This is a genomic window from Burkholderia sp. SJZ089, from assembly GCF_007828315.1.
GTDB lineage: Bacteria > Pseudomonadota > Gammaproteobacteria > Burkholderiales > Burkholderiaceae > Burkholderia > Burkholderia gladioli.
In genome coordinates, this window is record NZ_VIUM01000013.1 from 136,553 (window position 1) to 160,583 (window position 24,031).

Genomic DNA, 24,031 nt, shown 5'->3' on the forward strand with positions numbered 1-24,031 from the left:
GTGGCTCCCACGCAAAAAACCAGCGTCGCGAAGGCGCTGGCTAGGACGACTACAACCGTCGAGTGCCGTGCAGGTCGCGGCGGACGGCGACGCGGAGCGTCTGAGGAACCGGAGCGGACTGGCTGGCTGCCAGGGCCCGGCGATCAATGTGAGCGGATTCTAGGGACGGTTTTATAGATCGTCAACACTATAAAGTCCCGAAATCATAACAAAAAGTAATCATTTATTACGCACCGGATCGAAAAGCCGCGTGCCGTCTGGCTTTCACGGACGCTTCACAAATTTTCGGGACACATTCGTCCAAACGCTTCGGCGGGTAGAATCGGTGCTCGATCCGTGGCGCCTGGCGCCGCCTCCCGCACCGCCGGCGCCGCCGGATCCAGCGAACATTTCCATGAAATACAAAGACTTACGCGATTTCACCCAGCGCCTCGAAGGCATCGGCGAACTGCGCCGCGTCACCCAGCCGGTGTCACCCGTGCTCGAAATGACCGAGCTGTGCGACCGGGTATTGCGCGCCGGCGGCCCGGCGCTGCTGTTCGACCCGCCCACCGGCTACCGGTTTCCGGTGCTCGGCAACCTGTTCGGCACGCCGCGCCGCGTCGCGCTCGGCATGGGTGTCGACGCCGAGCACGCCGACGACGCCAGCGCCCTCACCTCGCTGCGCGAGGTCGGCCATCTGCTGTCGGCCCTGAAGGAGCCGGACCCGCCCAAGCGCCTGGCCGATGCCGGCAAGCTGCTGTCGATGGCCAAGGCCGTGTGGGACATGGCGCCGAAGACGGTGTCCTCGCCGCCGTGCCAGGAGATCGTCTGGGAAGGCCAGGACGTCGACCTGAACAAGCTGCCGATCCAGACCTGCTGGCCCGGCGACGCCGGCCCGCTGCTGACCTGGGGGCTGACCGTCACGCGCGGCCCGAACAAGACGCGGCAGAATCTCGGCATCTATCGCCAGCAGCTGATCGGACGCAACAAACTGATCATGCGCTGGCTCGCCCATCGCGGCGGCGCGCTCGACTTCCGCGAGTTCGCGCTGGCCAATCCCGGCAAGCCCTATCCGGTGGCGGTGGTGCTCGGCGCCGATCCCGCCACCACGCTCGGCGCGGTGACGCCGGTGCCCGATACGCTCTCCGAATACCAGTTCGCCGGCCTGCTGCGCGGCGCACGCACCGAGCTGGCCAAGTGCCTGACGCCCGGCGTCGACGGCCTGCAGGTGCCGGCGCGCGCCGAGATCGTGCTCGAGGGCTTCATCCACCCGCAGGACGGCACGCCCGAGCCGGCGCCGGCCGGCGCGCCGCCGCGCCCGAGCGGCACGCGCGGCGCGGCCGCCTATGAACATGCGCTGGAAGGCCCCTACGGCGATCACACCGGCTACTACAACGAGCAGGAGTGGTTTCCGGTGTTCACCGTCGAGCGCATCACGATGCGCCGCGACGCGCTCTTCCACTCGACCTACACCGGCAAGCCGCCCGACGAGCCGGCCGTGCTCGGCGTGGCGCTCAACGAGGTGTTCGTGCCGCTGCTGCAGAAGCAGTTCGCCGAGATCACCGACTTCTACCTGCCGCCGGAAGGATGCAGCTACCGGATGGCGATCGTGCAGATGAAGAAGAGCTACGCCGGCCACGCCAAGCGCGTGATGTTCGGCGTCTGGAGCTTCCTGCGCCAGTTCATGTATACGAAGTTCATCGTGGTGGTGGACGAGGACGTCGATATCCGCGACTGGAAGGAAGTGATCTGGGCGATCACCACGCGCGTCGATCCGGTGCGCGATACCGTGCTGGTCGACAACACGCCGATCGACTATCTCGATTTCGCCTCGCCGGTGGCCGGCCTCGGCTCGAAGATGGGGCTGGACGCCACCAACAAGTGGCCCGGCGAGACGCAGCGCGAATGGGGTCGCCCGATCGAGATGGACGCCGCCGTGAAGGCGCGCGTCGATACGCTCTGGAGCGAGCTCGGGCTGTCCTGATCTGTCTCGCCTCGACGGGGCCGGCTCGTCCTCTGCCTGGCGCCGGCTCGCTTCATCGCCCGATCCTCGCGGCGAGTGCCTGATAACAAGCAAGCCGCGGCTCGAGCGCGCTTGCCGAGCCGCGAGCGGCCCTGGTACCGCTCGCGGCCTCGATCATCCACACGTGTTTCCCGAATGACGATGGTGCCTCCCTCCGCTTCCATGCTGTCCGACGGCTTTTTCCTGTCGCTGTCCCTGTGTCTCGACATCGGCCTGGTCAACGTCGCGATCCTCTCGCTCACGCTCTCGCATGGCTTCAAGCCCGGCTTCTGGCTCGGCCTCGGCTCCTGCTTCGGCGACCTCGTCTATGCCGCGCTCGCGCTGGCGGGGATGGCCGTGCTGCTGCAGTTCGAGGCGGTGCGCTGGGTGGTCTGGCTCGGCGGCGGCGCCGTGCTGCTCTACCTGACCTGGAAGATGGCGCGCGAGGCGCTGTTCCCGCCGCCCGCGGCCACGGCAGGCGGCGATGACGCCGACGCCGCGCCCCAGGCCAGCTCGCCGCGCAGTTTCCTGCGCGGGATGTTGCTGGCGATGTCCTCCCCCTCGGCGATCCTGTGGTTCGCCGTCGTCGGCGGCGCGCTGATCGCCAAGGCCGGCGCCACCACGCCCGTCACCGCCTCGGTGTTCCTGGGCGGCTTCTTCCTCGGCGGCCTGGCCTGGACGCTGTTTCTCTGCGGGCTGGCCAGCCAGGGCCGCAAGCGCGCCGGCGCGGGACTGATGCGCGCCTGCCACGTGGTGTCGGCCCTGCTGTTCGCCTATTTCTCCTATAGCGTGATCGTCGGCGGTTATCGCGACCTGATCGTGCACGCCGGCGCCTGATTCCCGCGCCCCCAAAAGCAAACGGCGCGGCACGGTCTCCCGTGTCGCGCCGTGTTCACGCGCATCGAGCGCGCGAGGGCTTACCAGCGGCGGCCGTAATAGCCGTGGCCGTAGTAGCCGTGATAGTGGTGCCAGTAAGGCCGGCCGTAGTAACCGCCGACGACCACCGGCGGCGGTGCGTAATAGGCCGGCGCCGGGGCATAGACGACAGGCGGCGGAGGCGGCGCGTAGACGACCGGGGGCGGCGCGGCATAGACCGGGTAGGCCGGGGCGATCGGCAGGCCGATACCGACGCCGATCGAAACGTGAGCCTGTGCGGCGCTCGCGACCCCGAGGCCGAGAGCGGCGGCTGCAACGAAAGGAATGAGCTTTTTCACTTCGATTCTCCTGGCGGCACGTCAAGTTGGCCGGCCACATGAACAGCAAGGAATGCGCTGTTGTATGGGCTCCAATGTAGCGAAATCGCCTCCTGCGGACCAAGCGCATTTGTTGCAAATTGCAATTGCGCCGCGCCCTCGCGCCACGCCCGGCGGGGCTTTTCGCGATGCGGCTCGGCCCGCGGGGCGCGCCGGCCGGACTTCGAACCCTCGATCGACCTGACAAATCGGTCAGGATTTCCGATAGGCGGAGTCGAACGATCCTCACCCAGGGTAATGATTGATTACAAATTACCGCCCGATTCGGCACCAATCGCACGGCCGGCGCCGGCGTGGCCGAGGGTTCGGGCGGAATCCCCGGCAGGCGGCACAAATACGGGATACTGACGGCTTGCCGATCTTCGCCGCTTCGCCCATGTCACTTCCGCCCGTTCCCCGTCTCGGTTTCATCGGTGCCGGCCGCCTCGGTCGCTGCCTGGCACGACGCTTCGCGCAGGCCGCTTATCCCGTGGTGGCGGTGGCGAGCCGCTCGCCTGCCCCGGCGCGGGCGCTGGCCGCGCAGATCGACGGCTGCATGGCCGTCGAGAACGCACAGGCGGTGGTTGACGCGGCCGACCTGGTGTTCGTGGCCGTGTCCGACGACGGCATCGGGCCGGTGGCCGCCTCGCTGCGCTTCGATCCCGCGCGCGCGGCGACCCAGGCGCTCGTGCATTGCAGCGGTGCCTCGAGCGTCGACCTGCTGGCGCCGGCCGCCGAACAGGGCGTGCAGACCGGCGGTTTCCATCCGCTCTATCTATTTGGCGGCGGCGACGCCGACCTGGCCCGGATCGAGGGCTGCTCCGTGACGATCGAGGCCGGCGGCAGCCTGCGCCCGGTGCTGGAGGCGCTGAGCGGCGCGCTCGGCTGCCATCCGCTGGCGATTCCGGCCGGTGGCCGGATGCGCTACCACGCGGCCGCCAACTACGCGGCGAGCTTCGTGCTGTGCGGTCTGGCCGAAGCGGTCGAGCTGTGGCGCACGCTTGGCATGGATGAGGAGGAGGCCTTGCGCGCCCTGCTGCCGATGCTGTCCGGCACCATCGAGACCGCGCGCGAGAAAGGCCTCTCCAATGCGCTGGCCGGCCCTGTCTCGCGCGGTGACGCCGGCATCGTCGAGCGCCAGCTCGACCTGCTCGACCAGATGGGCGGCGATCACGCCACGCTCTACGCGCTGATGACGCGCCGCGCCGTCGAGCTGGCCAGGCGCCGCGCGACGCCCCCGGCCGGGCTCGACGCGGTGGAACGGGGCGTGGACGCCCTGCTCGATCGGCGGCTCGCGCAGGCTGCCCCCGGGCGCCGCGAGCCGTGATAAGGTGACGCCCGATGCATGCCGCCACGATACGGCGGCCGCACGCTACCCGACTGTCAGACAAGGATTCCAACGATGCTCGGCGAGATCGCCCGCTTTCTGCTCAATACCGTATTCACGCTGTTCGGCGCAGCCCTGCTGCTGCGCGCCTGGATGCAGGCGGTACGCGTGCCGCCGTACAACCCCGTCACGCAGGCCGTGCTGCAGGCGACCAACTGGATCGTGCTGCCGCTGCGCCGCGTCATCACCGGTACGCGCGGCATCGATTGGGCCAGCGTGGTGGCGGCGCTGCTGACCGCCTTCGTCTACGTGGTGCTGATGATGTCGCTGGCCGGCATGGACGTGTTGTCGATCCTGCCGACCATCGTGATCGTCGCCCTGCTGACCATCGCCAAATGGGCGCTCAACCTGGTGCTGTGGATGACGATCCTGATGGCGCTGCTGTCGTGGCTGAACCCGCGCTCGCCGGCCATGGCGATCCTGTTCCCGCTGACCGCCCCGCTGCTCAATCCGCTGCGCCGCGTGCTGCCGAATATCGGTGGGCTGGATCTGTCGCCGATCCTGTTGTTCGTGATCGTGCAGGTGCTGCTGATGGTGGTCACGCGCGTGGCGATTTCGATGACCTTGCTGACGATGTGATGGCTACTTGAGCTGGTTTAGATTTTGATGATCTGGAAAGCGCCGCTTCATGCGGCGCTTTTTGTTTGTTGCGGGTGCAAGTGCTTGGTGTGCGCCGAGCGGGTTCAGGCTGGGACCAGGAAGGTGCGCGCGGTCCAGATGCCCAGGAAGGTGAGCAGGAAGGAGCCGAGCAGGTGCACGAAAGCGACCACGGCGGCCCAGCCCAGGCGGCCCTCCACGACGTGCGTCATGACCTCGGCGGAATAGGTAGAGAAGGTGGTCAGGCCGCCCATGAAACCGGTGATCACGAACAGGCGCCATTCGGGAGCCAGGCCGGTTTTCGCGCCGAATACGACGATCGCGACGCCGATCAGGTAGCCGCCGATCAGGTTCGAAGCGAGGGTGCCGAGCGGGAGCTCGGGGAGGATGAGGTTCATGCCCAGGCTCAAGGCCCAGCGAAGCAAGGCGCCCAGGCCGGCGCCGATGAAGATCGCGACGAGGGAGAGGAACAAGGGGGCTCCTGGGACGTGGCAGTGAACATGGGTGAAGCAGCGGCTCTCGCCAATTTAGGCGCTCGCGGCAGGATATGGCAATCCCGCCCAGAGGGCGACGCACAAGCCGACGCTTAAAGTTGCTCGATTGAGGTCGCGGCGGCCACTTTACTGGTGAGTCCAATCAAACAGCCGCCTGTCATGCACCTTGAAACCGCACTGACAAATCATCGCTTGGCTCGCATGGCTCAAGAAAGCTGGCGAAGCGAGTTCATTGCCTTTTACCCTTCGACTCAGGGCGCTCGTCGACGTACTCCCTGGATGCTTCGGCAAAAGCAGTTCCATCAGGATACACATGCACGGTGAGAACCTTGGCGTTGCCAGGTAACTCCGTCAAAACGGCCGTCGCATGAATTCTCTCGCCAAGCCTTGGCATGCCTTCCGAGCCTCCTAGCGAATATTCGATCCTTATCGGCCCCGGCTTGACTTTGATACAGCAGACAACCGAGCCCCCCGCCCCTCCCGGGTGGTAGGCCATATAAGCACCGCCGGCGTACTGGCTATTCAGCGCGACATCGTAGATAGCGCGAGGCCAATAGTTATAGATCGCGACATCGAGGTTCATGGATCTTTCGGAACAGGCGGCGAGCAGCAGGAAAGACATCAGGACAGCGAGCAAGCGACAAGCCACTGCATTGATTGTGATCCTTGGCCTCGTTTCCATATCGCAAATTCCGTAGGTAGATCGTCAATAAACCGCGCCGACCATCGAAATGTCATTCGTCGGGGACAGGTTAACGATCGCCGGTTTGGGCCGGTGTGACGGCTGCAACGTCCGGCTGCGACACACTCAACTGCCCTAGAAAGTACTGCGATTCGTCAGGAATGATGCCATCCGAGTATCGCTTGTCCTCCCACAAAAGCCGCCAGTGCGTCTGGACGACTGTTCTCGATTCATGACTCCTCAGGCCCGGCGCCCTGATATCTCGAATGAGGTAATTGAAGCACCCGCTGCCACGCAAGCTCCGGTTGCCGACTGGTACGATGCCCAGCAACTTTGATCGCTCGACGGCAATGGGCTCCCAAATACCGTCGCAGGGCACCTTGTCGCCGGACTTGATCACAGGGCCAACGGGTTCAGGCACTTGCTGCAACTCCTTCGGGAAAACCGGATATGGCAGCGTGTAGAAGTTGTGTTCGTAGGCATCTGGATTCAGCAGCGATCCTACTGATTGCAGTTGCGCCCCACGATGGGTCAACTCCGATGACTCAAACGGAGCGTACTCGATCTGATATTCCGATGCATGCAGCAGCTGAGCAAATGCGTCGATCTTCGGTGGATAAGCAGCATTCTGCGCACCACGATCCCAGTAACCAGGATGAGGGAAGAAGTACGCGTTGACGTGTCGATATCGATCAACCGCGTATTGCAGCGGTCCACCTCGCTTCCAGACGAAACGGTTCCCGCGTGACAGTTCAGGCAAGCCGTGATCGTAGGAAGCCAGTATTTCAAAGACAGTAGGCAGATTGTCAGCGGGCAAATACTCCGGGTCATCCTCGGGCCACGTCTTCAGGGCACTTTCATATGCACTCGCGAAGATCTCGAACGCATCGCGCTTGCGCTTCCAAAGCGAAAAACTGGTCACGCGCTGAAGCAGCCAGAAAACCTTGCGACGCGTCGCATCATCAGTCATGTCGTACTGCTTGATCGTATTCGTCATTACAGGCCTATGGTGCTTGCTGTCGAACCTGTCGTCACTGTGGTTTTCCGTGAGCGCGTGGATTTGGACAACCAACTTGCTCTTCTGGAAACCACGACTCCTATATATCCTCACTGGCCACTATGAACTCCCCGCTCGCAGTTTCGCTCCGACGCGGACAGGAAGGAAGTTCTGAGGGATAGCTACGTCCAAGCGGCCAATCAGGTCATCCCGGTTTCGGCCCAACCATATCGAAAAATCAACTACTCATCTCTTATCCCCAAGCTCCGGCCGCTCGTCGACATACTGCCTAGATACTTCAGCATACGCAGTCCCGCTCGGGTACACATGCATGGTGAGAAACTTGGAATTCCCGGGCAACTCTTGCAGGACGGCGGTTGCACGAATTCTCTCTCCCAACCGCGTGGCGCCTTCCGGGCCACCTAGTGAATATTCAATTGAAATGGGCCCCGGCTTGACTCTCACGCAGCAGACAATTTTCCCTCCCACGTTGCCCGGTTCATACGCCATGAATGCTCCGCCGGCATACTGACCATCGACAGCAACATCATAGATTGCGCGTGGCCAATAGTTATAGATTGCGACATCAAGATTCATGCTGCGCTTCGAGCAGGCCGAAAACGACAATAGGATCGTCAAGCCGACCAGCGAGCGATAGATCATTGCATCGATTTCGATTGCCCGTTTCGCTTTCATTTCACCAATTCGAATGGTGGATTGTCATGAAAATCGTCACCAGCGCTGGTGTCGCTTCATGGTCGCCCTCGAGCCTGTTACCCCAATCTTGCGCAAATCGACTCAGACTCCCGGTTGGGGATCGGCATAATGCCAGATGACCATACCCCATGAGGTGTGTCGAGGGCCGGGCATCGGCTCTCCAGCTTCGACGTACACCGAATCCTTCATGGCCGGGCTTTTGCCAGTGCCCAGTACGCTGACATGTTTCTCCAGGCAAGGCTCGCAGATTCTGCTGCATGACAGCTTGGGGAAAGTAGGTCGCCTCTTCCTCCGGAATGCTACCGTCCTGATAGCGCCTGTCTTCCCACAGTAGTCGCCACTGAACGACATGCTCATCATTCGTACCTTCCAGCATGTACTTATGGGCAATGCTGCCCTTGAGAAAGTAATTCGGACAACCGACCTTGCCAGCCGGAAACCATGGCTCCCAGATGCCCTCCACAGGAATTTCCTGTCCGCTCTCGATCTCGCCGTCCCTGGATTTGTTCTTGGACGGGCAGGAGGGAAGATCCACCGGATAGTTTCGTCCCGGCGGCCAATATCGCCATGCGGGCAGCGGCGCATCTTGAAACAAGGATTCATAGGTCCAATGCTCGAACACTCGGGTTCCCCCGTCCGTGCGCGTTCCATAGGCCAACAGCCCTTCAAAACCGAATCCAATCGAGCAATTCAGCGCGTAGCACATCAACCGCTCGATCCATACACCCTCTACAAACCCAGTGGCATAGTCCGGATCCCTGAAATTGTTGTTCTTCAAGCCCAGTGCATGGAAAAACGGATCATATTTTCTGCCGATTTCGGCTGCACTCCGCCCAAACAAGAGATCGCCGCCTCGTTCACTTCCAATAATCAGGACATCGTAGGCAGATCGTTTATCCAGGCCCTGGCGCAACACATCGATGCCCTGATCCATTTGCACCAATGCGCCGAGGAAATCATGCGTATACGCTTCCTCGAGCTCCTCCTGATTAGGACTCGGCGAATTCAACTGCTGGGCGTACGCGCCGAGAAAATCCCGATACAGGCGAACCGCCTGTTCCAGAAAAGTAAGGCTTGTCCATTTCTTGAGTAGATAGAACGCCTTGTCGCGCGCATCGTGCTCTTGTGCATCAGTCATGGCCAATGTATTCAGCATCATGGTGCGTGTCTATCCGTCGATTGTTTGCCAACGTCGGCAGCTGCACGACGGGCGTAGCCCTCCTGCCTGATTTTGGCCGAACGCTCTCGCTCCTCCGGCATCAACGCTCGGCCGTAGCTTCGCCGGGCAGCGTCACGTCATGCCACTTTGTTTTGAGCGCTTTGAGCTGGCCGTCCGCCAGTTGCCTTTCTATCCGCTCCTTCACGGGTGCGTTGAACGGATGCGTGAAATTCACGAAATACTGAAAATCGCACCTGATTAGCAAGCGCGTGGCGGCTACTTCTGTTTCGTTGTCCAATCGCTCAGCAATCGCGCCCTTCCACAACCTCATTCCGTCCCACGGCAGGGAAGCTTCGTCGGACAGATCCATTTAAGAGGACGTGCGATCACGCCTTCTCTTCTCGAGTCACCCAACATCCACCCCTTATTACCGAGAACAAGTTTCACCATGAAAATACAATTCAAAAACCGTAAATTCAGCTGACGCAGATAGACCATCGCCAGGGACATTCAAAACAAGCCCATAATCGCTCGCCACACAACCATTCGGGTTCAAGTTTTCACGCGCCTACAGTAATTACCTGGTTATGACGAATTTTGCTCGAAGACCCCGCGCGGCCGAAAGTAACTAAACGGCTCCACGTTCGCAATGAAATCAACCTTCGAATTATGAACGTAGTGTGAAAAAAATGAACGATGCTATCAGGCGCATTCGTCATCCAGGCATCCAATCTCCACTGTTCAGGTTTGAACGTGTAGAAGAAAACACGCTCTTCAGATGTACCACGATTGGTCACGACGACATCTCGATGCGTCTTCAATGCCTCGGCATAAGCAGGCGCCTCAATATCAATTGTCCCCCACATAGCATGCTTGATCGAACTACTATTGAACGAAACTTGACCAGCAAGGGGCTGTTTCTTACGCGAAAGTGTTCCGTTGCTTTCATAGTATGACTTCATATGGCATTTCATATCAGCCTCAACAGAGGTCCCTGGAGGCCTAGCAGCAGTCATATAGGCCAGATAGTTCTTTTGCGTTTCTGGTTTGACAACCAGTCGAGCAGCAATACCAGCACGCTCGGCCTTCAGGTGATCCAAAGTCAAAAGTTTCATGCCCGCCTTCAAAGCCTCTTCGTGCATATCTGCCATCGGAATTCGAGAGTAATTTCCATCAAGCCCCTGATCAGTCGGCCCGTACCCTCCCCCAACATCGGAATGTACTCCCGGATAGACTTTTTCAGTCCAACCAGATTTGTACGCACCGCCCTCACGAATCAAATCTACCGGGAAAGAGTAACGAAGTTCGTTAGCGGCAACGAAGTGGACGCACCTTTCCACACAAGCAGGAATACGCAGATCTCGCTGCTCCAAAGGAAGCGTAATATTGTGCGCTGGCATTCCGAATGAGGCAACCGTGTCAAATATGCCCAAAAAAATGAAGCGAACCGGGAAGCCATCCAATGTAAGGGAGTTACCTTCCTGTCTTTTGCATTTCCCCACAAGCATGTTCACGAATGCCCTAGAAAGAGCGGCGCCACGAGAAAAACCCATTACCGAAATGTTGATAACTTTAATGAGACGATGCGCCCCAATAGCCTTATTCAGATCGTTAAGGCTTGCATTCTTGTTCTTCTCGACATACTGTTTGATTTCCCCACCCATTTTCTTGGCGTTGTTGACAACTGCTTGGCGTAGTGCCTGATTCATGCGATCTTCACCATCAAGCAGCCTACGATCGCCACCGCCGCCAAACGCGCCGCCAAGCATATGCTCTTCGATCCAAACATCCGGCTTGTCCACCCATGACACCTCTCCATTGAAGGGAGTGCCAACCCCGCTGATATAGTAGCTGTACATCCCTTGAGAAGGATCGTTTACCGACGCGTCAAATAATCTCGCAACATTACTCCATCTCTGCTCTGCGGCATCTGCATCTCGGTTATTTCCAGTTCCATCAAAAAAGAATGCAAGGTGAAGTACATCCGAACAATCCTGCTTTGCACTAGGAGGTGTTTTCGGGACATCACGTGTCGCTGCTGCTATGATTTGTGGGAGCGCGCTCATTTTTCGCCTTTGTTCGACTGCGGGCGCTCGTCAACATACTCTGCCGACGTCTCTGCAAAAACAGTCTTGTCAGGGTAGATATGAATTGTCAAAACTTTTGCATCGCTCGAAATATGATCGAGCACGGTGGTTGCCTGAATTTTAGTACCATTACCCAGGGCATTTGGCGGCCCATCCAGGGTCCACACCACGGAAATAGCTCCGGGTTTAATATTTACGCAACACACGATTTTCCCGCCTGCCCCGCCTGGATGATACCCACCAAACGAGCCCCCCGCATATTGTCCATTGACAGATACATCCATGATGGGGCGAGGCCAGTAATTATAGATCGCAACATCCATTGATTTCTCCGAGCAGGCAGCGAGTGAAAAAGTGGACATCAAAATAAAACACATGAAACATATCAGCGAGCCCACCTCAACCCGAGACTTTGATTTCATTTTTCATCCATTCAAAAAAACGCGACCGCATATAATAACTTCATTTCAGACAACCACAGCCATCCGGGCCAATTACCTCACCCGCCTCACACAGAAAATCAAGAAATCAGTAATGTGCCGCTTCAATTGGAGCGACATCTTGTGGAAACCGCGCCATAAAATCATCGAAGGTCAAGGCCCGCACTTTTACGTGCTTCAGAAGACCGGCAACTTCTGGCACCGTATCGAATAAATCTCCATACGCAAGTGCGAGGCAACAATAATTGACGAGATCGCCAGTACCTTCCAGCCCATACTTTCGTGCATTTAGCATCTGCGAGCGCACAAATGCATACTGTTCCGATTCAGGTATGCGAAGCAGCAGACCTGGCATGTTGAGCCGGATGTAATACAAGATACTGTCCGGCACGCTGGCCTCAACCAGTTCATCCACCTGACTTTGGTCGAGGTGCAGGGGCGGCTGTATTGCTACCACCGCATTCACGGCAGCCTCTCCACTCCAGTCGATGGCCTGGAGACACCCCATCCGATCCCAATACCACCACTCAAGAATCGGAGCCAGAAAAGCTTGCTTCTGCCCGAGCGTCAGCACAGGGCCGAACGTGCTGGCTGCTGTCCCCCGCAGCGCCGTTCAGTACCGCGAGTATGCTGGGATCCCAGAACGCGAGCGCCATGATCGTCCTGTCCGGAAGAACGACATCGATAAACGAACTCAAGTGTCTCGCCAGGGCTTCCAACGACATGGTGGAGATCAGCAGCGTCGCGCACGGAACGCGCGACGCACGCTGCTCCAACCACTCTCCCGCACGCTGATAATTTGCCTCGTCGATCGAAATCAGATGTGGAGCGACTGCAAGCACGTCTGCCGCACCGTCAAGCAGACATACGGCGCGGGCTGAAGCGAACTGCAGCGCAGCCGGCAAGGCTCTGTCTTGCGCCGGGTCCACCAAGGCATAGACATGCGCGCGTTGCGATTGCGCCGCCGCGAATAGGGTTATGGCTTCCATCTAGTCATGATCCTTTCTTGTCCACAAACGCTGCTCGGGTGGCTGCTCGCCGCCGCAAGCATTCTGCGCATGCCGATTGTGGCGCTGGTTGCCGCCCCCGCGCTTTCTCCTGCGCCGGAACCGCAATCGCGTGGGCCTGCACACTCGAAACGAAGCCCCCGTCCGGTGCAGCGGTTACCAAAGGCATCTCAAACTCCCTTTGTAATCAGCGCGGCCCGAGACGCAGCACGCTTCAGCAGACACTCGACACAAATGGATTGCGGCAAGCCAGGAAGCGGGTAGGGCAAGCTTGCGGGGCCGGCAAACGAATGCTGCGCTCCCTTGATGTCTATCTTTCCAGGCGCGTGAATCTCGATATTGCCATCCTTGAGCCGGATATAGGCCCCACCCGAGGTAAGCAGGATCTCCTGCTTCGCGGCGATCTCGATATTTTCGGTCGCCGACAATACCTTGACCGTCTTTTGCGCGGTGACTTCGATGTTGTCCGCATGCGCCTGGACCTCCACCTTCCCCTTCGCGGCAAACAGCTTCATCCCGGAGTTTTGCACGAACAGGCTGATCTTCTCCGCGACAGTCGCGACCAACGACTTCCCGCTGGCAATGAACATACTCTGGCCACTGACGAGATTGGTCTGCTGGTCGCTGGATAGATGCACTGATTGCTGCGCGGACAATGCGATACCGGAAGGGGCTGCGATCAGCATGATCGACGACTTGAACGCATTTGCGCTCCCCGTACCGCCACCCGCGGTCCTCCCCCCCGACGAGGCGCCTTGCGCGCTATTCTGAGTTGCATCAGTGAAAGCCTTGAGTGCCGTATGCCCGTCATCCAAGCTTTCCGCCTGATGCGTCTGACTTGCCTGCGACATCGCCTCGATCACGCTTTCCGCATTGACAAGTTGCTGCTGAGCCTCGCGCACATCAAGCGGCTGGCTGCTCGGCTGCTTGGCATGCGTCGTGAGGTAAAGGCCCTGGCTAGCTCGCACCGCACCGTAATCGTCGGTCCGCAAGTCAAACCCGCTGCCGAGATAACCACCACGTGTATTGCCGCTCTGATCGATCAGGTAGCCCAAATGCAGCATGCTGTTCGCGCTGCTGCTCATCAGTTGGACCCGGTTCTGACCGGTCGCATCGTCCATCACCATCTGGTTGTAGCCGCTGCCGCCGTATTCCTTGGAGCGGTTCCCGGACAGAATGCCGTTGCTGTGCCACTGCGGGCTAACTTTTCCGTTGTAGACGCGATGCAGGACGATCGGTCTATCGCAATCACCCCCTAGATAACCGACCAGTACCTCTTCACCGACGCGGGGAATATGGACACCACCGTAGCCACCGCCCGTATCCGACTGGGCCACTCGAACCCAGCACGAAGCACCCGCGTCACCCTGATTCTGTCGGTCCCAGATGAACATCACCTTCACGCGGTTGAGTTCGTCCGTGTACACCTCCTCACCCTGCGGGCCGACGACGATTGCCGTCTCCAGGTGCATCTCCGGCTTCTTGTGTTCGAACGGGCTACGGTATGGAACCGTGGTACGTTGCGCCTCGACTTCGACCAGATAGAAGCCCGCCGAACCGTCATCGTGATTGACGACGACTCCTGAGAATTCCGCTTTTGCCCGAGCCAACTCATCCTGCAAGCTGTGCGGGAAACCGGCCTCCTGATCCGACAGTGGCAGGTTGTTCTCGATGTAGCGCCATGCCTTGATCACGGCAAACTCTCGCTGGCTGGCAGGATCGCGATCATGCTCCGGATGACCGCTCAATTCGAATCGCAAACCCGCATCGATGCCGCGCACGCCACCCGCTCCGGTGAAACGCTTGGCGCGTGATTCCCATTCTTCCAGATGCACTTTGGAAAGATGCTCGCCTCGATCCTGTCGATCGTAGGTGTAGGCCCCCGTGTACTCGTAGACCTCGGTCTGCTCGGGCAGATTGCCCTGCCCAGCCATGGTCGGCAGTGTCGTGCCCTTGGGATTGGCACCCACTGACGGCGCCTTGTAGTCAAACGTGCGGGTTGTATGCACCGAACTCTGCAAAGTCCGCGAACCCGCCCACTGCGTGAACGCATCCACTTCACTGCCAGCGCCGGCTCTGTAAAACTCGACAGGATTGCTTTGTATCTGATCGAGCGAATGAACGTCGTCGGTCACGATCAAGGTATGCGATTTACCATCCTTGTTCTGCCGCCAGAAACCGAACAGACCTTCCTCTTCCATCAACCGATGGACAAAATTCCAGTCGGATTCGCTTTGACGACAATACGAACGCGATGGCAGCGGCTTCGACAGTGCAAACTGGAACTGCCCGCTCGCCTGCGGATGGGCGTTGAACACATCGGCGATGATCGCGTCGACGCTTCGATCTTGCCAATACCGCATGTCACGACGGTATTTGAGGAAGTGCATCCAGGAAGCGAACGTCAGCTGATAGCTTGCCTGGCTGCCTTCAGCACCGAGTCGGCGAGCCGTATGGATGTAGCCGTTGATTGGCAAATAGGACTTGTCTGCCTGCAATATCCAAAGCGTCATCGGCTGCGCGATCAGCGTTTTCAGCTCGATGTCGCTGGCCGTCGACACCATATCCAGAGTGACGCGAAAATCACGGCCGAGCTCGGAATAGCTCACGGCGCGACGAGGCACGAGCGCGTTATCCGGCAACGACGGAATGTCCGTCTTCAAGAGACGATCTTGTTGGATCAGCCCACCCTGCAGTGACTGAATCAAATCGGTCAGGTTCATGTGCTACCCGGTTCTTGTTGACGGCAAGCCCGACGAGGCTCTTTCTCTCATAGGGATGCCCACACCCCTTGCTCTGCAATGGCGAGGGCGGCCGCTAGGGCCGTCGCAGCCACCCTCTGAGTATCGAAAGGCTTTTTTAATAATCCACTGCCAGCGATCAAAGCAGCAAACCGGCCACTGATACCTGCCGCCATCATATTGCAAGCGAAGAGAATTTGATTGCGCGTTAGCAGCGCAGGGGAACATTCAGAATCCATTCTGACAAAACATGACATTCATACGTCCCTGTCGGAATTGCGAGGTCATGGTTGGCCAAGGCATCCATCTACTGCCCCTGCTGAGCGTCTGACAAGTATCGAAATCGGTTTTTCATGGGGCCAGCCCAACTACGGCAGCCTGGATTCTTATTTTCACGATAACGAAGATCAGGAACAACTCGATCAGCTAGGTGACAATGCCAAGAAATCCATTCATGCAATTACGACATCTCCATAAGAATATCGCGCGCTTCGATCATGCCGCCCTCCCCACACCCCCCAGCCACAAGAACCTCACGAACCGCAAAACTCCCCGCCCTTGCCCCCGCCTGATCCCCCTTGCCCTCCCCACCCACCTCCCTGTACAATCCCCCGCTCTGCGGGCGTCGTATAATGGCCATTACCTCAGCTTCCCAAGCTGATGACGTGGGTTCGATTCCCATCGCCCGCTCCAGATTACGTACCGCTTCGCGGCTCTCTGTCAGGCACCAGGCAACAGATAAAATAGCCCGAAGCGCGCGCGAAGCCGCCTCATGAAGGCGGCTTTTTCGTACCGGGCCGGCGCTCCCGAGCCTCGGCCCAAGCCGGCGATCGGCGATACGAACCACGCGACGAACCAGGCACACCGCCGCGCTGCGCCTCGCATCGGCAGCCAGCGCGCGACTCGTCCATTCCGAACACGATGATCCACGATCCCAACGACACCGGCCTGCCGCAAGACGGCACGCCCGACGATGACGGCAGCCATGCCGCTTCCGCCACGCCGTCCGACGACGTCAACCCGCTGCACCTGCGCCGCATCCGCAGCTTCGTGACGCGCGCCGGCCGCGTGTCGACGGGCCAGCGCCGCGCGCTCGACGAGTTCGGCCCGCGCTATGTCCTGCCCTACCAGCCCGAGCAGCCCGACTGGAACGCCGTGTTCGGCCGCCAGGCGCCGCGCATTCTCGAGATCGGTTTCGGCATGGGCGGCTCGACGGCCGAGATCGCCGCGCATCGTCGCGACGACGATTTCCTCGGCGTCGAGGTACACGAGCCCGGCGTCGGCGCGCTACTGAAGCTGATCGGCGAACAGGATCTGAGCAATATCCGCATCATCCAGCACGACGCGGTGGAAGTGCTCGAGAACATGCTCGCGCCGGACAGCCTCGACGGCGTCCACATCTTCTTCCCCGATCCGTGGCACAAGGCGCGCCATCACAAGCGCCGCCTGATCCAGCCGCCCTTCGTCGCGCAGTTGGTGGCGCGCCTGAAGCCGGGCGGCTACCTGCACTGCGCCACCGACTGGCAGAACTACGCGGAGCAGATGCTCGAAGTGCTCGGCGCCGAGCCCCAGCTCGAGAACACCGCCGAGGGCTACGCGCCGCGCCCTGACTATCGCCCGGTCACCAAGTTCGAACGACGCGGCCTGAAGCTCGGCCACGGCGTCTGGGACCTGGTGTTCCGCAAGCGCGCCGGCTGAGCTTCATCCCGGCGCCCGCCCCTCGAATCGCGAGGAGCCCGAACGAAAAAAGCGGTCATGCATCGACAGGATGCATGACCGCTTTTTCATGCGCGGCAACCGAAGAGCCGGCTCAACTCCAGTCGAGCCAGCCGCTGTAGCCGACCAGCAGGACCAGCAGCCCGAACACGATCCGGTACCACGCGAACGCCGTGAAATCATGCGAGGCCACGTAGCGCAGCAGCCAGCGCACGCAGGCGAAGGCACTCACGAAGGCCGCCACCATCCCCACCGCGAACAGCCCGACCGAATCGACCGAGAACGCGTGCCAGTCCTTCACGGTTTCATAGAAGGTCGCGCCGAAGATGATCGGGATCGCGAGGAAGAACGAGAATTCGGTCGCCACGCGCCGGTCGAGGCCGGCCAGCATGCCGCCGATGATGGTCGAGCCCGAGCGCGAGACACCGGGGATCAGCGCGCAGCACTGGGCGATGCCGACCTTCAGCGCGTCGAGCGGGCTCAGCGCGTCGATCGACATCACGCGGGCCGGTTCGCTACGATCGCGCTGGCGCGCCTCCGCCCACAGGATCACCAGGCCACCGGCCACCAGCGCGAAGGCCACCGGCACCGGCGAGAACAGCAGGCGCTTGATCGCCTTCTCGAACATCAGGGCCAGCACGATCGCCGGCAGCGTCGCGATCACCACGTTCAGCGCGAAACGGCGCGCCTCGGGCCGCGTCGGCAGCCCCGCCACCACGGTGCCGATCCGGCGCCGGTATTCCCAGCACACGGCGAGGATCGCGCCGAACTGGATCACCACGTCGAAGGTCTTTTCCTGCTCGGCGTTGAAGTCGAGGAAGCTGCCGGCGACGATCAGATGGCCGGTGCTCGACACCGGGAGAAACTCCGTCAGCCCTTCGACGACGCCGAGTATCAGCGCCTTGCAGATCAGTATCCAGTCCATCCTTCGCCCGTTCGTCAGAGTTGCAGAAACGGGTCGCCCCCCGTCGATCCAGCACGCGACCCGGCCGGCCGCGCGCTCGATGCCGTCATTTCTCGACGATCTCGACGCGTATGCCGTTTGTAAGGATCGTAATTGTACCGGGTTCGTAGTTCACCCCGGCGAATTGCAATTGTTCGGGCTTGAAGGTGTAGATCGGATAGTTGGTCAGCACCTGCGTGGCGAGCAGCCCGGCGGCCTGCCCGACCTGCGGCGCATAGGCCTGCGCGTCGCCCTGCAGGTTCACGCTGTCCACGGCCGGCGCGCGCAGCACCACCGACAGGCTGGCCGGATCGTAAGCCAGTTGCGCGGATACCGTAAACGTCCCGTTCACCGGCTCGCGCAGGAACGGGCTGGCGAAACGCGCGTCGAGCTGCACGGCGATGCGGTTCTGCTCGGGCAGCAGCCCCACCGCCGGGTTCGCGAGCGCCACGTCGAACACCTGCGAGACGGTGCGCTGGTAAGGGAACTTGCGCGCCACCGCGCGCTGCACGTCGTTCTTCGAGAACGTGTAGTGGTTCGGGATGAACGGAAAGGTGGGCGTCGCGCCGCAGGCGGCCAGCGACGCCGATACGGCCATGGCCGCGAGCGCGGCCGTCACGAAACGACGACGGCCGTTCGCACGGGATGGGGTCATGCCAGATCTCCTGCTCATGAGGCGGGGCGCGTCGCGGTCTCGAGCCGGGTCAGCCAGGCCAGCGCCTCGCCGCGCGAGGCGCCGCACATCTCGGCCTGCGGCTGCAGCCCGGAGCAGCACGCGGGCCGCTCGGGCCGGCCGAAGATCGCACAGCGCAGGTCCTCGCCCAATTGCACGCAGGGCACGCCGGCTGGCTTGCCGTCGGGCATGCCCGGGATCGGGCTCGAAATCGAGGGCGCGATGCAACAGGCGCCGCATCCCTCGCGGCACGCATGCGCGGCATCCGCCCCTTGCTTGACTGCTACGTTCACGTCGAAAAACCCGCACTGATTCAACCAGGCGGCGAGGGCCGGCCCCAAGACTGGCTCCGCCGCGCGAACCCGCATTGTGCCATCGCAAACTTCGCCCAGATCGGCTTATCTCGTTAAGAAGGGAAGCCACTAGACTGAACCGCGTCGCTCGTCGCCTGTCGATTCCTACATGACGTCCTGCTCATCCTCCCCCCTGTTCCGTCCCGATTTGCTGACGAAATACACGGCGAACGGCCCGCGCTACACCTCCTACCCGAGCGCGCTGCAATTCGACGAGGCCTTCGGGATCGCCGACTACGAGCGTGCGGCGGCCGACCCGGGCGCGGCCTCCAGCGAGCTGTCGCTGTACGTGCACATCCCGTTCTGCGCGACGGCCTGCTTCTATTGCGGCTGCAACCGCATCGCCACCCGCAACCGCGCCCACGCGCGCCCCTACCTGGACCGCCTCAAGCGCGAGCTCGCGCTGCAGGCGCGCTGCTTCGATCCGGATCGCGTGATCACGCAGCTGCACTGGGGCGGGGGCACGCCCACCTTCCTGTCGGACGCGCAGATGGCCGAGCTGATGGCCGCCACCCGCGCCCATTTCCCGATCGCCGCGGATAGCGAGGCCGAGATCTCGATCGAGGTCGACCCGCGCACCGCCACGCCGGCCACCCTCGCCCACCTGCGCATGCAGGGCTTCAACCGGCTCAGCCTCGGCGTGCAGGACGTCGATCCCGAGGTGCAGCGCGCCGTCAACCGCGAGCAGCCGATCGAACTTACCGCCAGCCTGATCTCGGCCGCGCGCCTGGTGGGCTACCGCTCGGTCAGCGTCGACCTGATCTACGGCCTGCCGAAGCAGACCGTCGAGACCTTCGCGCGCACGCTCGCCGCCGTGATCGAGCTGGCGCCGGACCGGATCTCCGTGTTCGGCTACGCGCACCTGCCGCAGTTGTTCAAGATGCAGCGCCGCATCGACGCGGCCGGCCTGCCGCCGCCGGCCGCGCGCGTGGCCCTGCTGGGCCTGGCGATCGAGACGCTCACGCATGCCGGCTACATCTACATCGGCATGGACCATTTCGCGCGGCCGTCCGACGAGCTGGTCGCCGCCCAGCGCAAGGGCACGCTGCAGCGCAACTTCCAGGGCTACAGCACGCGCGCCGACACCGACCTGATCGGCGTGGGCATGTCCTCGATCGGCAAGGTCGGCGACGTCTACGCGCAGAACGCCAAGGATCTCGCCGCCTGGGGCGCGGCGATCGACGCGGGCCGGCTGCCGATCGCGCGCGGCCGGCGGCTGAGCGCCGAGGACCGGCTGCGCCGCGACGTGATCATGCGCCTGATGTGCCACGCCACCCTGCCCTTCGCCGAGATCGAGGTCACCTACGGGATCCGCTTCGCCGATCGCTTCGCCCGCGAACTGGCCGCGCTGCGCGAATTCGAGCGCGACGGCCTGGTCGCGATCGAACCCGGTTGCCTGACGATCCGCCCCGCCGGGCGGCCGTTCGTGCGCAATATCGCGATGTGCTTCGATGCCTACCTGTCGGACGCGATGGCCGGCCGCTGCTCGCGCACGCTCTGAACCGGGCCCGGCGGGCCGCCCGCCATCTGCGCTACAGTGGCGGTTTCCCGCTTTTCGCCGTCCCACCATGCGCACGACCAAAGCGACCCACGCGGTCGAACGCCTGAAGACACGCACCGGCAATCCGCGTTATGCCGCCGTCAGCGTGCCGGGCGACCTGTTCTACCTGACCGACCGCGCCAGCGGCCGCCTCGAGAAGCTCTGCGCGCCGCTGCCGCCCGACGAGTTCGTGGCCTTCGTCAACAGTCTGTCGCCGCCTGCGCCGCGCAAGGCCAGCAAGCTCGACGAGGCCTTCGAGGACAAGATCCGCAAGGCCAAGGGCTGAGACGGCCGCCGCCGGCGCCCTGCCGATCCATGGCGCGGCGCGATGCCGGCCCGCCGTGGCGGGCCACGGCAGCGCCGCCCGTCTTCCTCGCTCCCCGCCGTCCCGGGCGCCGCGCGGCCTTGCGCGACGGCATCCCACCGCCGCGTCCGGGCGCAGCGATGGCGAGGCGTTTGGTACAATCGGTCACTCAATTTCCCCGCTGACGGCCGCCCTGCGGCAAGACCACCATGAACATCGACAATGCGCGTTTCAACATGATCGAACAGCAGATCCGGCCGTGGGAAGTGCTGGACCCTGAGGTGCTGAGCCTGCTGTCGGTCGTCAAGCGCGAGCTGTACGTGCCGAGCGTCTACCGTGATCTGGCCTTCGCCGATCTGGAACTGCCGCTGCCGGGCGGCCAGAAGATGCTGGCCCCGCGCGTCGAGGCGCGCATGCTGCAGGAGCTGGCGGTCAAGAAGCACGAGAGCATCCTCGAGATCGGCGCCGGCTCGGGCTACATGGCCGCCCTGCTGGCCCATCGCGGCCAGCACGTGGTGACGGTCGACATCGACCCGGCCCTGGTGCAGTTCGCCACCGACAACCTCCGCGACAACGGCGTGAGCAATGCCGAGGTGGTACTGGCCGACGCGGCGCGCGGCCTGCCCGAGAAGGGCCCCTACGACGTGATCTGCGTCTCGGGCGGCCTGCCGGTGGTGCCGCAGGAGCTGCTCGAGCAGCTGAAGGTGGGCGGCCGGCTGGCCGCCTTCGTCGGCTCGCGCCCGGTCATGAAGGCGCAGATCATCACGCGCATCGACGACAAGCAGTTCCGCGTCGCCGACGTGTTCGAAACCTACGTCGACCACCTCGTCAACGCCATGGAGCCGTCGCGCTTCAAGTTCTGAGCCACGCCACCCCGATATCCTCATGCCGATGCAGATCCTGACCGCCCCCGCCCTGGCCGCCTGGCTGGCCGATTCGTCCCGCCCCGCGCCGCTCGTGCTCGACGTGCGCGAACCGTGGGAGATCGCCACCGCGAGCATCGCGGGCAGCGTGTCGATCCCGATGCAGCAGATCCCCGCGCGCAGCGAGGAGCTCGACGACGAAGCCGAGATCGTCTGCGTCTGCCATCACGGCATGCGCAGCGCGCAGGTCGCGATGTTCCTCGAATCGCGCGGCTTCACGAAGCTCTACAACCTCCAGGGCGGCATCGACGCCTGGTCGCGCGACGTCGATCCGGCCGTGCCGCGCTACTGATCCGCCAGGCGAGCGCAGGCCCCCCTCGCGGGCTTCAGGCAAGCCGTCCCGAGCGCCTCGCTCCCCAACGCCGCTGCCCCAGGCAGCGGCGTTCGTTTTTGTGCGCCGCCGATGCCCGCGCGCGGGGCGCCGCCCCGCCTCTCCCCCTTCCCGATACATCGCGGTGCGTGCGATGCGTCCCGAACGTGCGGACGCCGCACGCATCGCGCACACGCATGATCGTCGGCTGTGCATCGCCCGCCGATGCACCACGATCGGCCGCACCCTTGCACCGCCGCGGCTCATCGGCGTGCCGCGCGCCTGCACCGCGACGGCTCGCCCGGCGAACAAAAAGCCCTGCCGAGCCCCGTCGCCTGGGGATTCCGGGCACGCTGGCACATGCCTTGCGTTATCGCTCCTCGAAGCGCCGGCCCGGCGCAACCATGCCAACACGTCAAGGGGAACTCGATGAAGCGTCGCAGTCTGTTGAAGATCGGATCGATGGCCGGTGCACTCACGCTGGCGGGGCGCCTGCCGCTGGCCAACGCCGAGGACAAGGGGCCGATCAAGGTTGGCGTGCTGCATTCGCTGTCCGGCACGATGGCAATCTCCGAGACCTCGCTGAAGGACACCGCGCTGATGACCATCGCGGAGATCAACAAGGCCGGCGGCGTGATGGGCCGCCAGCTGCAGCCGGTGGTGGTCGACCCGGCCTCGAACTGGCCGCTGTTCGCCGAGAAGGCGCGCGGCCTGCTGACCCAGGACAAGGTGGCGGTGGTGTTCGGCTGCTGGACCTCGGTGTCGCGCAAGTCGGTGCTGCCGGTGTTCGAGGAACTCAACGGCCTGCTGTTCTACCCGGTGCAGTACGAAGGCGAGGAGATGTCGCGCAACGTGTTCTACACGGGCGCCGCGCCGAACCAGCAGGCGATTCCCGCCACCGAATACCTGATGAGCGCCGAGGGCGGCGGCGCCAAGCGCTTCTTCCTGCTCGGCACCGACTACGTGTACCCGCGCACCACCAACAAGATCCTGCGCGCCTTCCTGAAGTCGAAGGGCGTGCAGGACGCGGATATTCAGGAGGTCTACACGCCCTTCGGCCATAGCGACTACCAGACCATCGTCTCGAACATCCGCACCTTCTCGCAGGGCGGCAAGACCTGCGTGATCTCGACCATCAACGGCGACTCGAACGTGCCCTTCTACAAGGAGCTCGGCAACCAGGGCCTCAAGGCCACCGACGTGCCGGTGGTGGCCTTCTCGGTGGGCGAGGAGGAACTGCGCGGCATCGACACCAAGCCGCTGGTCGGCAACCTGGCCGCCTGGAACTACTTCATGTCGCTGCGCAATCCGGAGAACGCCAAGTTCAAGGCGATGTTCGCGGACTGGGTCAAGAAGAACAACCTGCCCGGCGGCGCCAAGCGCGTGACCAACGACCCGATGGAGGCGACCTATGTCGGCATCCACATGTGGAAGCAGGCGGTCGAGAAGGCCAAGAGCACGGACGTCGACAAGGTGCGCACGGCGATGGTCGGCCAGAAGTTCAACGCGCCCTCGGGCTTCGTGCTGGAGATGGACGGCAACCACCACCTGCACAAGCCGGTGATGATCGGCGAGATCCGCGCCGACGGGCAGTTCAACGTGGTCTGGCGCACCAAGACCACGGTGCGCGCCCAGCCGTGGAGCCCGTATATCCCGGGCAACGCGGGCAAGCCCGACGTGGTCAGCTCGATCGGCGACTTCCTGCGCCGCCGCCGCGCCGCCGCGCTGGCGTAATTCGCCGTACC

Annotated in this window: 25 protein-coding genes and 1 tRNA gene; 11 read left to right on the plus strand and 15 right to left on the minus strand. The window is 62.3% G+C overall.

Annotated elements, in window-relative coordinates:
* Positions 1-394 precede the first annotated feature (394 nt).
* Both FB600_RS23600 and FB600_RS23605 read left to right on the plus strand, forming a co-directional pair.
* Positions 395-1,966, plus strand: coding sequence for a UbiD family decarboxylase (locus FB600_RS23600; RefSeq protein WP_096749599.1), 1,572 nt, complete (start codon positions 395-397; stop codon positions 1,964-1,966).
* A gap of 174 nt (positions 1,967-2,140) precedes the next feature.
* Positions 2,141-2,821, plus strand: a complete 681-nt coding sequence (locus FB600_RS23605; RefSeq protein WP_409995237.1) for a LysE family translocator — start codon at positions 2,141-2,143, stop codon at positions 2,819-2,821.
* A gap of 80 nt (positions 2,822-2,901) precedes the next feature.
* Here the strand turns inward: FB600_RS23605 and FB600_RS23610 are convergent, their stop codons facing one another.
* Positions 2,902-3,198, minus strand: coding sequence for a hypothetical protein (locus FB600_RS23610; protein WP_017920475.1), 297 nt, complete (start codon positions 3,196-3,198; stop codon positions 2,902-2,904).
* 415 nt (positions 3,199-3,613) lie between these two features.
* On the opposite strand from FB600_RS23610, the gene FB600_RS23615 reads away from it, so the two are divergent.
* Both FB600_RS23615 and FB600_RS23620 read left to right on the plus strand, forming a co-directional pair.
* On the plus strand, positions 3,614-4,543 hold the full coding sequence (locus FB600_RS23615; protein ID WP_145757419.1) for a Rossmann-like and DUF2520 domain-containing protein: 930 nt from the start codon (positions 3,614-3,616) through the stop codon (positions 4,541-4,543).
* Positions 4,544-4,618: 75 nt separating this feature from the next.
* Positions 4,619-5,182 carry a YggT family protein gene (locus FB600_RS23620; protein ID WP_013696880.1) on the plus strand — a complete coding sequence of 188 codons (564 nt, stop codon included), beginning with the start codon at positions 4,619-4,621 and terminating at the stop codon, positions 5,180-5,182.
* Between the two features lie 104 nt (positions 5,183-5,286).
* On the opposite strand, the gene crcB is transcribed toward FB600_RS23620, so the two are convergent.
* From crcB to FB600_RS23675, 11 genes are all read right to left on the minus strand, one after another.
* Positions 5,287-5,673 (minus strand): fluoride efflux transporter CrcB, encoded by a 387-nt coding sequence (crcB, locus tag FB600_RS23625; RefSeq protein WP_013696879.1) that lies wholly within the window; start codon positions 5,671-5,673, stop codon positions 5,287-5,289.
* Between the two features lie 250 nt (positions 5,674-5,923).
* The gene (locus FB600_RS23630; protein WP_157627700.1) at positions 5,924-6,277 is read right to left on the minus strand and encodes a DUF3304 domain-containing protein; all 354 of its coding nucleotides are present in this window, start codon (positions 6,275-6,277) and stop codon (positions 5,924-5,926) included.
* Between the two features lie 169 nt (positions 6,278-6,446).
* Entirely contained in the window at positions 6,447-7,373 is a 927-nt protein-coding gene (locus FB600_RS23635) for an Imm72 family immunity protein (protein ID WP_145757418.1), read from the minus strand.
* A 246-nt stretch (positions 7,374-7,619) separates the two neighbouring features.
* Complete coding sequence (locus tag FB600_RS23640) at positions 7,620-8,069, minus strand: DUF3304 domain-containing protein (protein WP_145757417.1); 450 nt, start codon at positions 8,067-8,069, stop codon at positions 7,620-7,622.
* A gap of 1 nt (position 8,070) precedes the next feature.
* Complete coding sequence (locus tag FB600_RS23645; RefSeq protein ID WP_145757416.1) at positions 8,071-9,249, minus strand: Imm72 family immunity protein; 1,179 nt, start codon at positions 9,247-9,249, stop codon at positions 8,071-8,073.
* A 100-nt stretch (positions 9,250-9,349) separates the two neighbouring features.
* Positions 9,350-9,619, minus strand: coding sequence for a hypothetical protein (locus tag FB600_RS23650; RefSeq protein ID WP_186050633.1), 270 nt, complete (start codon positions 9,617-9,619; stop codon positions 9,350-9,352).
* 190 nt (positions 9,620-9,809) lie between these two features.
* Positions 9,810-11,315 (minus strand): T6SS phospholipase effector Tle1-like catalytic domain-containing protein, encoded by a 1,506-nt coding sequence (locus FB600_RS23655; protein ID WP_145757415.1) that lies wholly within the window; start codon positions 11,313-11,315, stop codon positions 9,810-9,812.
* Positions 11,312-11,659 (minus strand): hypothetical protein, encoded by a 348-nt coding sequence (locus tag FB600_RS23660; protein ID WP_160639934.1) that lies wholly within the window; start codon positions 11,657-11,659, stop codon positions 11,312-11,314. The genes FB600_RS23655 and FB600_RS23660 overlap by 4 nt, the downstream gene beginning before the upstream one ends.
* Positions 11,660-11,864: 205 nt before the next feature.
* Positions 11,865-12,242, minus strand: coding sequence for a hypothetical protein (locus FB600_RS23665; protein ID WP_145757414.1), 378 nt, complete (start codon positions 12,240-12,242; stop codon positions 11,865-11,867).
* Positions 12,243-12,303: 61 nt separating this feature from the next.
* Positions 12,304-12,765 (minus strand): DUF4123 domain-containing protein, encoded by a 462-nt coding sequence (locus FB600_RS23670; protein ID WP_145757413.1) that lies wholly within the window; start codon positions 12,763-12,765, stop codon positions 12,304-12,306.
* Between the two features lie 188 nt (positions 12,766-12,953).
* Complete coding sequence (locus FB600_RS23675) at positions 12,954-15,506, minus strand: type VI secretion system Vgr family protein (RefSeq protein ID WP_096749607.1); 2,553 nt, start codon at positions 15,504-15,506, stop codon at positions 12,954-12,956.
* 636 nt (positions 15,507-16,142) lie between these two features.
* Between FB600_RS23675 and FB600_RS23685 the strand changes: the two genes are divergently transcribed.
* Both FB600_RS23685 and trmB read left to right on the plus strand, forming a co-directional pair.
* Positions 16,143-16,217 (plus strand) — tRNA-Gly (locus tag FB600_RS23685).
* Positions 16,218-16,445: 228 nt separating this feature from the next.
* The gene (trmB, locus tag FB600_RS23690; RefSeq protein ID WP_047835855.1) at positions 16,446-17,222 is read left to right on the plus strand and encodes a tRNA (guanosine(46)-N7)-methyltransferase TrmB; all 777 of its coding nucleotides are present in this window, start codon (positions 16,446-16,448) and stop codon (positions 17,220-17,222) included.
* 112 nt (positions 17,223-17,334) lie between these two features.
* Here trmB and FB600_RS23695 read toward each other — a convergent pair whose 3' ends face one another.
* From FB600_RS23695 to FB600_RS23705, 3 genes are all read right to left on the minus strand, one after another.
* Positions 17,335-18,165 (minus strand): undecaprenyl-diphosphate phosphatase, encoded by an 831-nt coding sequence (locus FB600_RS23695; RefSeq protein WP_060006037.1) that lies wholly within the window; start codon positions 18,163-18,165, stop codon positions 17,335-17,337.
* A gap of 85 nt (positions 18,166-18,250) precedes the next feature.
* The gene (locus FB600_RS23700) at positions 18,251-18,838 is read right to left on the minus strand and encodes a DUF1439 domain-containing protein (RefSeq protein ID WP_013696876.1); all 588 of its coding nucleotides are present in this window, start codon (positions 18,836-18,838) and stop codon (positions 18,251-18,253) included.
* 14 nt (positions 18,839-18,852) lie between these two features.
* Positions 18,853-19,149 carry a YkgJ family cysteine cluster protein gene (locus FB600_RS23705; protein ID WP_096750658.1) on the minus strand — a complete coding sequence of 99 codons (297 nt, stop codon included), beginning with the start codon at positions 19,147-19,149 and terminating at the stop codon, positions 18,853-18,855.
* Between the two features lie 169 nt (positions 19,150-19,318).
* Between FB600_RS23705 and hemN the strand changes: the two genes are divergently transcribed.
* The 5 genes from hemN to urtA all read left to right on the plus strand — a co-directional run bounded on the left by hemN (position 19,319) and on the right by urtA (position 24,020).
* Complete coding sequence (hemN, locus tag FB600_RS23710) at positions 19,319-20,710, plus strand: oxygen-independent coproporphyrinogen III oxidase (protein WP_096749610.1); 1,392 nt, start codon at positions 19,319-19,321, stop codon at positions 20,708-20,710.
* Positions 20,711-20,777: 67 nt separating this feature from the next.
* Positions 20,778-21,035, plus strand: a complete 258-nt coding sequence (locus FB600_RS23715) for a hypothetical protein (protein WP_017921320.1) — start codon at positions 20,778-20,780, stop codon at positions 21,033-21,035.
* 227 nt (positions 21,036-21,262) lie between these two features.
* Positions 21,263-21,916 (plus strand): protein-L-isoaspartate O-methyltransferase family protein, encoded by a 654-nt coding sequence (locus tag FB600_RS23720; protein ID WP_013696872.1) that lies wholly within the window; start codon positions 21,263-21,265, stop codon positions 21,914-21,916.
* Between the two features lie 28 nt (positions 21,917-21,944).
* Positions 21,945-22,268, plus strand: coding sequence for a rhodanese-like domain-containing protein (locus FB600_RS23725; protein ID WP_025102060.1), 324 nt, complete (start codon positions 21,945-21,947; stop codon positions 22,266-22,268).
* Between the two features lie 447 nt (positions 22,269-22,715).
* Positions 22,716-24,020 (plus strand): urea ABC transporter substrate-binding protein, encoded by a 1,305-nt coding sequence (gene urtA / locus FB600_RS23730; protein WP_036034266.1) that lies wholly within the window; start codon positions 22,716-22,718, stop codon positions 24,018-24,020.
* Positions 24,021-24,031 lie beyond the last annotated feature (11 nt).